We start from the raw sequence: 503 nt of genomic DNA, 5'->3' as shown, positions 1-503 counted from the left end.
TGACCATGGGCGCGCCGATCTCAGACGCGATGGCAATAAGCGATGAGGACATCAAAAACTCCGAAGAAAATTGGCGACCGAAGGCGCGCGGTCAGTCAGTTTTGCGGCAATCGCATCGCGGTAGGTCCAGCCAAGCCACCCCAGCCACAGCAGACCCGGCACGGCGAGCAGCCAGACGGAAGACCCCAGCGCCCAGTCATCGACCCCGGCCAGCACCCCGCCGGCCCCGGCAAAGCCCGCTGCCGCAGGCGCTTTCGCCCGCGCATCAAGCGCCCGTTGAAGGGTGGACAGCGTGGCGCGCCCGATGATGCCATCCTGCGTCAGCCCGTAATCGCGCTGGAAGGCGATGACGGCCGCGCGACGAACGGTCCCTGTGTCGTGCCCCGGCGCAAAGCCCAGACGCGCCAGAGCTGCGCGCACCTCTTCTTGTTCCGTGGGGGTCATGACCAGCGCCCAGGAGGCGATGCGGAAATCCGTGCCCGCCGCCGGGGCGGGCGCCGACG

The 503-nt window shown here is 68.4% G+C and carries 1 protein-coding gene; it reads right to left on the bottom strand.

The features are described 5' to 3' along the window. Positions 1 to 51: 51 nt before the first annotated feature. Positions 52 to 503, bottom strand: a 452-nt coding sequence (locus Q5762_RS37055) for a peptidoglycan-binding domain-containing protein (RefSeq protein ID WP_315896711.1), incomplete at its 5' end; no start/stop codon positions are given.

Source organism: Streptomyces sp. P9(2023), assembly GCF_032436795.1.
Classification (GTDB): domain Bacteria; phylum Actinomycetota; class Actinomycetes; order Streptomycetales; family Streptomycetaceae; genus Streptomyces.
This window is presented reverse-complemented; position numbering and strand designations above follow the sequence as displayed.